Source organism: Methanospirillum sp. (genome assembly GCF_035406105.1).
GTDB lineage: Archaea > Halobacteriota > Methanomicrobia > Methanomicrobiales > Methanospirillaceae > Methanospirillum.
The window spans coordinates 1-9,858 of the sequence record NZ_DAONKG010000027.1; the positions used below are offsets into that span (position 1 = coordinate 1).

The 9,858-nt window shown below is 41.6% G+C and carries 12 protein-coding genes and 1 pseudogene; 3 read left to right on the top strand and 10 right to left on the bottom strand.

What is annotated here, in order from left to right:
- The coding region (locus tag PLA23_RS02750; RefSeq protein ID WP_324473912.1) for an ATP-binding cassette domain-containing protein at positions 1 to 291 on the bottom strand (291 nt) is incomplete at its 3' end.
- Positions 288 to 1,253 carry a FecCD family ABC transporter permease gene (locus PLA23_RS02755; RefSeq protein ID WP_324473914.1) on the bottom strand — a complete coding sequence of 322 codons (966 nt, stop codon included), beginning with the start codon at positions 1,251 to 1,253 and terminating at the stop codon, positions 288 to 290. The genes PLA23_RS02750 and PLA23_RS02755, both read right to left, overlap by 4 nt.
- Positions 1,254 to 1,312: 59 nt before the next feature.
- Between PLA23_RS02755 and PLA23_RS02760 the strand changes: the two genes are divergently transcribed.
- Positions 1,313 to 2,278 (top strand): ABC transporter substrate-binding protein, encoded by a 966-nt coding sequence (locus PLA23_RS02760; protein ID WP_324473916.1) that lies wholly within the window; start codon positions 1,313 to 1,315, stop codon positions 2,276 to 2,278.
- A gap of 1 nt (position 2,279) precedes the next feature.
- On the opposite strand, the gene PLA23_RS02765 is transcribed toward PLA23_RS02760, so the two are convergent.
- From PLA23_RS02765 to PLA23_RS02775, 3 genes are all read right to left on the bottom strand, one after another.
- Positions 2,280 to 3,173 carry an apurinic/apyrimidinic endonuclease family protein gene (locus tag PLA23_RS02765; protein WP_324328423.1) on the bottom strand — a complete coding sequence of 298 codons (894 nt, stop codon included), beginning with the start codon at positions 3,171 to 3,173 and terminating at the stop codon, positions 2,280 to 2,282.
- A 150-nt stretch (positions 3,174 to 3,323) separates the two neighbouring features.
- Entirely contained in the window at positions 3,324 to 3,821 is a 498-nt protein-coding gene (locus PLA23_RS02770; RefSeq protein ID WP_324328425.1) for a type IV pilin N-terminal domain-containing protein, read from the bottom strand.
- Positions 3,818 to 4,537, bottom strand: coding sequence for a type IV pilin N-terminal domain-containing protein (locus PLA23_RS02775; protein WP_324328427.1), 720 nt, complete (start codon positions 4,535 to 4,537; stop codon positions 3,818 to 3,820). The genes PLA23_RS02770 and PLA23_RS02775 overlap by 4 nt, the downstream gene beginning before the upstream one ends.
- A 366-nt stretch (positions 4,538 to 4,903) precedes the next feature.
- Here PLA23_RS02775 and PLA23_RS02780 point away from each other — a divergent pair, with 366 nt between their 5' ends.
- Together PLA23_RS02780 and PLA23_RS02785 are read left to right on the top strand one after the other, a co-directional pair.
- Positions 4,904 to 5,269: a hypothetical protein gene (locus tag PLA23_RS02780; protein ID WP_324328429.1), complete on the top strand. Its 366-nt coding sequence runs from the start codon at positions 4,904 to 4,906 to the stop codon at positions 5,267 to 5,269.
- 88 nt (positions 5,270 to 5,357) lie between these two features.
- Positions 5,358 to 5,882: a cob(I)yrinic acid a,c-diamide adenosyltransferase gene (locus PLA23_RS02785; protein ID WP_324328431.1), complete on the top strand. Its 525-nt coding sequence runs from the start codon at positions 5,358 to 5,360 to the stop codon at positions 5,880 to 5,882.
- A gap of 42 nt (positions 5,883 to 5,924) precedes the next feature.
- On the opposite strand, the gene PLA23_RS02790 is transcribed toward PLA23_RS02785, so the two are convergent.
- The 5 genes and pseudogenes from PLA23_RS02790 to PLA23_RS13760 all read right to left on the bottom strand — a co-directional run.
- The gene (locus PLA23_RS02790) at positions 5,925 to 6,590 is read right to left on the bottom strand and encodes a class I SAM-dependent methyltransferase (protein ID WP_324473918.1); all 666 of its coding nucleotides are present in this window, start codon (positions 6,588 to 6,590) and stop codon (positions 5,925 to 5,927) included.
- Between the two features lie 723 nt (positions 6,591 to 7,313).
- Positions 7,314 to 8,315 (bottom strand): ABC transporter substrate-binding protein, encoded by a 1,002-nt coding sequence (locus tag PLA23_RS02795; protein ID WP_324328435.1) that lies wholly within the window; start codon positions 8,313 to 8,315, stop codon positions 7,314 to 7,316.
- A gap of 64 nt (positions 8,316 to 8,379) precedes the next feature.
- Positions 8,380 to 9,105, bottom strand: a complete 726-nt coding sequence (locus PLA23_RS02800) for an ABC transporter permease (protein WP_324328437.1) — start codon at positions 9,103 to 9,105, stop codon at positions 8,380 to 8,382.
- A complete protein-coding gene (locus PLA23_RS02805) occupies positions 9,102 to 9,653 on the bottom strand; it encodes an ATP-binding protein DrrA1-3 family domain-containing protein (RefSeq protein WP_502883588.1) in 552 nt (183 codons plus the stop codon). The genes PLA23_RS02800 and PLA23_RS02805 overlap by 4 nt, the downstream gene beginning before the upstream one ends.
- Positions 9,642 to 9,858 (bottom strand): annotated as a pseudogene (locus tag PLA23_RS13760) (ABC transporter ATP-binding protein); the annotation flags it as partial. The gene PLA23_RS02805 and the pseudogene PLA23_RS13760, both read right to left, overlap by 12 nt.

Here is a 9,858-nt window from a genome sequence, read left to right on the forward strand (position 1 = left end):
ATATACCGGATACTTGAACTTTATTTCCGATTCCTGGGGTACATAGCCCACTTTCATCCCAAAATCGCGAAATGACCAGGTTTGAAGGGAATCACCCAGAAGCAGAATACCTCCGGACCTGACCGGAAGAGAACGGGCAAGAACCTGCATAAAAGTACTTTTTCCTGAACCGTTCGGTCCGATTATTCCGACAAAACTTTTCTCCTCAACAAGAAGGGAGATCTCCTGAAGAATATCCTTCTCATCATAACCGGTAGAGAGATCTGATATTTTAAGGATTTGTCCTGTCATAAGTCAGATCTCCTTCTGATGAGCATGAGAAAGAAAGGAGCCCCAAAAAAGGCGGTAACGATTCCAACCGGCAGATCTCCAAGCCATGTCCGGGAGATGGTGTCAGCACAGATCAGAAGGAGTGCTCCGCATCCCAGCGACGCTGGAATCAGAACCCGGTGATCCGGACCTGTGATAATACGCATAATATGGGGAGATACAAGCCCGATAAACCCGATTGATCCGGATACTGAAACTACAAGGCCGGTAATTCCGGATGATACTGCAAGGAGAAGGAGTTTTGTTTTTTCCGGATCGATACCAAGTGTCCGCGTTTCAGCTTCCCCACATGACATGATGTTCAGGTCACGGGAAAAAAGTGTAAGGATCCCGGCAGGAATGAGCGTTATGAGAAGGAGGGGAATATCTGCCCATGATGCATTCCACAGCCCTCCCATCAGCCAGAACATGATCTGGTGCATATTCTTTCCGGAGAATACCAGGCAGACTGAGACCACCGAAGAAAAAAACATGGAAACAGCAATTCCGGTAAGGAGAAGATTTCCTGTACTGAGCCTTCTTTTTTGTGCAGCCAGAAGGTACACGAGAAATGCCGAACCAATTGCGCCACAAAATGCTGCAACTGGGACCAGCAATACCGAACCGGTGATAATAGCAAGTGAGACCCCAACCGCTCCACCGGCAGATGTTCCAAGCGTATACGGATCGGCAAGATCATTTCGGAATAATGTCTGCATGGCTGCTCCGGCGCAGGCAAGTCCGGCACCGACAAGTGCCGCTGCAATTGCCCGTGGCAGTCGGATATCAAAAAGAATCTGCGTATGAGTGCTGTCCTGGATTACGCCGGTCAGAATTTCAACGAGAGATATATCGACCGGTCCTATGAGAACGGATAGTAGGATTGCAATAATTACTGCACATAAGAGTCCGATGAGAATTAGTACATTTCGAATGGTATTCATATGAAGAGTGTGAATTTAATAAATAAATTTTGATCTAATGTAAGATAAGTGATTATGTTATGGGGTTTAAAAAATTTACATCCGATATGGGATCCAGAAATTGTGTCAAATGGTTAAGGTCAGCGATTTTTTGTATTTTTATCATTTTTCTTCTCTGTTCACCTCTCTATGGAGCCATTCAGGAAGAGAGTTCTCTCGCATGGCCGCGGACAGTTCAGGATGATCAGCAGCAACTCGTTACGGTATCTTCTGAGCCTCACCGGATTATTTCCCTTGCTCCGTCAAATACTGAAGTTCTCTTTGCACTTGGGCTTGATGACCGGATTGTTGGGGTCACTGATTATTGTAATTACCCCGCAGCAGCACTGGAAAAAGACAGGATTGGGGGATTTTCAACAGTGAGTATTGAGAAGGTCGTAGCATTACATCCGGACCTTGTCATTGCATCAGGTGGAAATAATCAGGAAGCTGTTGATAGAATAAAGGAACTTAAAATTCCGGTATATTATGCAGATGCACGAAGTCTGGACGAAATTTATACCACTATTGAAAAAATTGGTTATATTACCGGTACATCAGAGAAAGCATCATCAATCATCTCGAATCTAAAAGCGCGTGAAGAAATTGTTCGAAAAGAAGGAGAAACAGTCTCTAAAAAACCGATTGTTGCACATGTCATCTGGTATGATCCCATATACGTGAGTGGAAAAGGAACCTTTCAGGATGAACTTATCCAGATTGCAGGCGGAGTGAATGCATTTTCAGACAAAAATGGCCATGCAATAGCAAACATCGAAGAGTTTATCAGTAAAAATCCGGATATTATCGTGGTCAATTCCGGCAGTGGAATGGGGAGTGATACAGTTGATATGAAGGAGTATTTCATGACCGAACCCCGATTGTCTCGATTATCGGCAATTGTATCAGACAAAATAATTGTAGTTGACAGTGATATTGCCGATCGGGCGGGACCCCGATTATGGGACTTGTTGGAAGAGATAGCCCCGAAGATTCGGGGTGAATGAATCACCGATAATTTTTAAGCGTGTTTTTTTGTGTTCTGATTTTCACACCAAATTCTTCTTTTGATCTGCTGGTAAATTCGTGTACAAGGAAATCAGGTTTTATTTTTCTAATAATCTGGCAACAATCAGGGATGGTAAATGGCTGATGCTGATCAAGGTTTGCAATCATGGGCATAAGCAGAGACATTTGATCACCATATGAGAGACTTGAAAAACCTGATGGTGGTTCCCTGAAAAAGAATTCTTTTTGATAAGTTCCGGAAGTACTGCATTGGAAATGAATGGATCTTATCCGCTGTATTGTTTTCTCTGATAGCCTTTCAAGTGCTGACATTACATAGACTATTCCATCTTTCTCAGTCCGGATATCTCCTGCATTCATCATATGTCCGGTATCAAGAACAAAGATCCAATTATTAAATTCGAGTTGTCCTGTAAAAAAATCCACTTCAGACTGTGATAAGAACGTCAGGCCAGGCCACCAGAGGTTTTCAAATCCGATGGTGACCGGGGGTTCACCATCGGAATAATTCATACAGATAGTATTTAAAAAAGAGGCTGCGGAGGAGAGAACTTCCTTATAGGAATACCGGTGTTTCCGCGTAAAAAAATCTTCAAGTTCTATATGGGTAATATGAAACACAGCATATGCTGCACCAAGGTTTGCTGCTTTTTCTAAATTTTCACAAAATGTCCGGATGAGAGCCTCCGGGGTTGCAGCCCCATAATAATATGCCTGTTTGAAGGGATCACATGCAGCAGGAACAGATTCAGGTTCCCGCCAGAGCCGTATCCATCCGAGCCATCCAGGTAAATGTACGGATGATATGAGATCCCGTGGAATTGATGTGTCATATTCCCCACCTATGAGTAGTTCAACACCTGAGCAATCCATAGCGTGCACAAATTTCCTGACTTCATCCCAGGAGTTATCATAGCGTTTAAAATCAACAGAATAACCAGAGATGTTTAGTATTTGTCTCATGTTTTTCAATTTAAAATAAATCGGGTCATAATAAACCGAAAAAGTAAAAAAAATGGATTCTCAAGATAGAACAAAATTTCCTTTTGAGATAATGGATTTACTTGCCGTATCAAGAATCATCCATTCGCATTTTGTGGAAGGCGACATTGAAAAATTACCAAACTGGATTCCTTTATCCCAGCTGAGAGTTCCTTTTACAAAAAAAATGTCTCCTGAATTGATCATCAGGGATGAGTTGTCACCAACTTTTTCAAAGGAAACACAATTTTTTCCAACATCTGACTTCATCAGAGTAATTTTGGTATCTTGTGATTGAAATACAACAGATATCGAGTCTAAATTAAAACTATCTCCGCCGTTGTGTTCGAAAATTATTGAAGACTCTTTGAGGTCTGAACTCGCCTGCAATGAAGCTTGGGGAGTTTTTTGCTGCTCTCCAGTCATTCCACTGGCAAAACTGCTGACAATTGCTGCAATAATGAGAGTAACTACCAGCATCAAAAGAACACCAATGACTGGTGATACTGCCGGCTCCATGGTTTTTTGTTTAGAGATCATTCTATGGTCACCACCTTGTCATAGATAGCTTTACCACTCGGGACATCTATCACCTTTACAGTAATTTCTGATCCAGTAGAAAAACCAGTATCCGGATTAGAACAATTCAAACCCGTTAATTTATTTAGTCCTACATTAACATGTGGTTCATCTGGCGTTGAATTATCATTATAATTGCCAACAAAACCGTGTGGACTTGTCAGAGTGTCCCCAGGTCTGAAAATCGCTGATTCATTTCCAAACCAATTTGATTTTCCATTCGTTGTATCAGAGATTGTACCATCAGTAAAACGTGTTTTGTCATTCAGGAATAGAGGGGCACAATATTGATTTGATTTGTATGAATCCCAATTATCATTCCCTGCAACTGGCACTTCTCCATACAATTCTCCTTTGTATATCTTTCCATCAGAATTATTTTTAAAAAATGTCACAATTTTTGTGTTTTTTGTTGCAATGGGATCACCACTGAGATGCTTAATCACCATTGCAGGTGTATAATATCCGGTTCCCCAGGGCGGCATTCCACCATAATTGCCTTTAGCAATTACCCGTACGTCCATGGTTGCTACTGGAGGTTTACTTTGTCCGGCTGTCAACCCCCCAGCGAACCCACTTACTACAGCAGCAATAATTATGGTAACTACTAGCATAAGTAAAACGCCAACAACGGGAGAAACAGCTGATTCATTTCTTTGATTAAATTTTGTCTTCACATTAATCCTGCTTCATTTTTTACTAAGAAAATTAATTCTTAGTTAATACAAATATTATTGTCTTAAGGTAATTAATGTTTGGGAAACATCATTATTTCATGTGTAGCATAGTGAGAAAGTAATTTTCTGATTTAGCCTCTGTTCGTGATCAAATGCACTTGAGATTTGTTGTGACCTCATCACTAAACCTGAATTGATTCATTTAGGAATTGGTAAAATAGGAAAGAATCTCAAATATGCAAAAAGATGAAAAAAGAACTGGAAAGATGAGATTAAGTTATTTCAGGAAGGTATCTCTTATTATATGCGGAGGTTTTTGCTTATCTTACCGCAAACTATTTCTTCTAATACAAATAATTTTGATCTATGTCAAAATTTATTGGTTATGAACCAAAACCAAAGACTGCAAAAGTTACTGAAGAATTTGAGAACAAAGTTCTGATTCGGAGAAATAACAAAAATCTCGTTGGCAGAGTATATGTTGATGTTATGGACGATGAATGGAAGGTAGCGGTAGGCTACAACCAGATGGGAATCTCAAAACTTCATGGCAGGGAGAATGAATTTGAAGTTCTCTATAGATATCAGCCATCGGAAGAGTCAAAAGTAATCAGACTTGGAACAGATACCGATCTGGAGAATGAATATCCCCTGGCAGGATTTTCATCACCTGATGAGTTTATCATCTGGGCAGTCGGGCAGGAAAAACAGATTCAACTCTCACCGGTCTGATCTGGCATCCCTTCATCTTTCCTGATTTTTCTTTTGGAATTTAGAATAATCACTCAAATATATAGTACAGACAAGGTAACCGGGATTCATGGGTTTTGATCGAATTGGATACATTCAGGTGTATTGTGGAAACGGAAAAGGGAAAACAACTGCAGCACTCGGTCTTTCCCTTCGGACTCTGCTCTCTGGTGGATCAGTCTTTTTTGCCCAGTTTTGTAAAGGGTCAGAGACCGCAGAAATGGGCCTTTGTTCACTCTTTGATACCTTTGTAATAGAACAGTATGGGACCGGGAATTTCATTATCAATGATCCCACTGATGAAGACCGAAAGCAGGCCAGAACCGGATTGGAACATTGCAGAAGTATTCTATCATCCGGACATTTTGATATGGTCGTTCTGGATGAGATAATCCTGTGTGTTTTTTATCAGCTGGTTACCATCGAAGAGATTATCTCTATGATAAGGTCAAGAAAACCGTGGGTAGAAGTGGTTCTCACCGGAAGAAAAGCACCGCAAGAACTGATAGATGCAGCAGATCTGGTCACCGAGATGAAAAAAATTAAACATTATTTTGATAGGGGGGTGAAAGCACGAAAAGGTATAGAATTTTAAATTCTGACATAATCTGATGAATCAGATTTATTATATAACCGGTTATTTCCACCCAATCATTACTCCAGACATATCATACGTGAATGGAACAAGAATTCTTTTAAAACCTGCATTTTTTATTTTTCTGTAAAATCCATGCATGGTATCCAAAAATGGCCATGCATTCTCTCTTCCGGATACGGTCTCGCGTATCTGATCTTCTGGCATGCCGGTCTCCCTCATATGGTTCTTCCATCTGCTCCGGTATATAGATTCAATCCAGTCCTGTTCTGGTTTGAAAACATCACCACAAATGAAACATCCCTCCGGGTTTAATTTTTGGTATATCTCGCGAATGAGTTTTTCTCTTGAATTATCAGGGATATGATGAAGAGTGAGTGTTGTAACGACACCGTCAAAGGTTCCTTCAGGCAGGCCTGTAGTGATATCACCCTCGATAAAAGTACATCCGGATAATTCCTTTTTCCTTCTGGCCATTTCAAGCATCTCCGGAGATTTATCAATGCAGGTGATCTGGTAATCAGGGTTTTGGCCAAGCATGAATGTGGTGAAATAACCGGTCCCTGAACCAAGTTCCATGATAGCAATCCTGTGGTGCGGAATAAATGAAAGGCAGGTGGAAAAGAAGAGTTCGGCTTGGGGCAGGATGCGAAAGAGGTTTTCGTCGTAATGCGTCACTCGGTTCAGATAATGTTCATGATGTGACATTATTACATCAGGAGCTGTCAAAATACTTAATGGGTAAGAGTTCTCTTCCGAAATCTCTGATGTCTGATCTCACCATACGATACTGGTGTCAAGAATATTATTTATGACCGCTGCAATCGCCAATACTATCAGAAATAGGAAGGTTATTCACGTCGCCAAAGGGTATCTTCGATCTCCTCTTGACAATGAAAAATACGTCCACATAAGAAAGAAGGATTTACAAGAGTGATAAACGTCCAAAATCATAGGTATTCTGAAACACTGAAAGACCGGGTTCAATCCAACCCCTCCATAGTCCATTACAAGTCTTGTTGTCAGGAGATCATCCATATGGAGAGCGAATAACAGAATGCTACCTTTCATCCAGAGTTGACAGGATATAAGACCCGGTGAGTATGGATCCATATTCTTTTTCGTCGGGTCAAGGTCAGGTTATATATGCACATTAATGATACCCGATGAGCCAGTTTAAAAATCCGTGTTGATGAAACGGTACTCAAAAACATCAAATCCGTGTGAATCAAAAGAGATAATCATAATACAGATTACTTTTCCAAAGCAATATGAGGAACTCTGACAGGATTTCTTGGACGCATATCTTCTATGAGATAATTCTCCTGGATAATGAATTGCAAGAGTGTACGATTTATCGGAAATTGATTCTGTTCACTTAAAAAAATATTTCCCGCAGGATCATTTAGACCCCCTCGGGATTCCAGGGAGTTATCCTATTGCAGTATAATAATCTTCCGATTCCACTCCTGAAACAAACTCTTTTGCATACTCCTTCAAAACATCACTCGGATCAATATCCTTGAATTTATCCGGATGAAGGATTTTTGCAAGGTACACAAGACCCGCAGGACTTCTGGGGCCATAGATAAGATCACCATTCAGAACATACACCTTTTTATCTTTAACCGCATCAAGAGACTCAAATCCGGTCCTGCTGAGGACACCCTCCCGTATCTGACCAAGCGTTTTATCAGGTTTTACGGATGCTGCTTTTATGATTATCTCCGGATTTTTGCTTATAATCCATTCCGGGGTTACCTTTGGCCACTGTTCACCAAGATCAGCAGCAAGGTTTTTTCCTTTGGCAATGCTCATAAGTAAGTCAATGCCACTATCCTTACCCTGGGCAGAATAATCTGAATACCCTTCAATATACACGGAGGGCATCTCTTCACCGGAAATATTTTTTGTTCTGGATATCACTTCATCCTCCCATTTCTTCATGAATGCAATATAGGCTTTTGCCTTATCTTCAGCACCGATTAGAGTGCCAACAGCCTCTATGTCATGTGCAAGAGTGTTGAATTTATAACAATCCAGATAAATAAGACGAATTCCTGCATTTTGTAATTGATCTGCATTTTTTGGCCGTGAACTTGAGTAGGAGATAACTGCATCTGGTTTCATGGCAAGAATCCGCTCAACTCCCGGCGTCTGCCATTCACCGACACTTACGGCCTTTGGAAGATGTTTCATAAGTGCAGCATCAGTCATGGTACTATCAGTGATACCAACAACTTTATTCCCGGCACCAAGAGCAACGATTGCCTCAGCACTATCACTATTCAGACACACAATCCGGTCAGCAGGGTTGGGAAGGGTAATCGTTTCTCCAGATGTATCCGTGAATGTCACATCTGCAGCCGATAACGCTCCGACGGTACTAATAAGCAGGATTATCGTAACAGAAATACAAATAAAATCTTTCATTTTCATAGTAATCTTTGATATATGTTCAATTAGCAATACATGAGGACAGAAAAACCGTTGGGGTTCATATCTTCACCTTTCTGAATGCATGTACAGCAAGACCAAGAATGCCAGCACAGAGGACGGTTAAAAGACCAATCTGAGTGACCGGAACTGTCCCGGTCTGCAGAATACGGATTCCATCAATTGCGAAGCTAAGCGGATTGATGTGAGCAATAGGTGAGAGCCAGGCCGGCATCTGGTCATAAGGCATCATTGCCGAAGAAGTAAAGAATACCGGCATTGAAATCATGGCATTGACTGCTGCGTACTGGTCATGGTCATCAACATATATTGCAATTGTTGTCGCTGCTGCGGATAACAATGCTCCGAATATGAATAAAATGAAGTATGTACCCACAAGCTGGACCGGTGAGTATAATCTGGCCCCCAGCAGGAAAGCAAAAAACAGGATAATAGTTGACTGAATTATTCCCCGAATGGTTATTACCAAGATCTTCCCAAACAGAATTGATTCACGGGGAGGAGGGAGGGCTAGAAATTTATTGAAAAAACCGAGCATCCGGTCCAGAATAAGAAGACCCCCTCCCGCAAGTGAAGCAGAAAGAATGGTCATTGCAAGGATTCCTGGTGTGACAAAATCGATATAGTTATCGGTAAAACGGATGGGAAGAGCAAGACCTACAAATACAAGCCAGGCTGCAGGCATAACCATCGCTGATATAAACCCCCATTTTCCTCGAAACCACCGGATAAGATCTCTTTGGCAGTATACCAGTATTGGGTTCATCCCCGCCTCCCCATGGCATTTCTGAATGTACTCAGTTTAAAGGGACTGGAATCTTCCTCGGTCCCGACAAGGTGAAGGAATACATCATCCAGTGATGGTTTTCTGATTGACATTGCTGTCACCTGAACTCCTGCTTCGGTGAGGGCGTCTTTTACCCGGGGAAGAGCATGATCCCCGTGATCTGCATAGAAGACCAGTTCATCACCTTCCATGAAGGCAAATGTAACTCCCGGAACCTCGATCTTCTCGACCTGACCTGTCACTGAGAATGAGATGATATCTTTGGAAATCATACTTTTCAGATTGTCAGGTGTATCAATTGCCTGAATGATTCCTTTGTCTATGATTGCAACACGATCACAATACCGATCTGCCTCATCCATGTAATGGGTGGTTACAAAAATCGTCATTCCCTGTTTACGAAGATCAATAATATGCTCCCATATTTTTTTCCTGGCTGCAACATCAAGTCCGACAGTCGGCTCATCGAAAAAGAGGACTTTCGGGTTATGGACAAGTGCCTGGGCAAGTTCAAGCCTCCTTCTCATCCCACCGGAATAGACTTTTGCCAAGTCATCTGCCCGGTCAGAAAGATCAAGCACACGAAGTGCCTCTTCTGTTTTTTGGGCCGGATTTTGAATCCCATATAACTCTGCAAACATCATGACATTCTCCCGGCCAGTGAGTCGTACATCAACTGCCATATCCTGTGGTACATAACTGATCGATTCTCTGACTTTTCTCGGTTCTTTT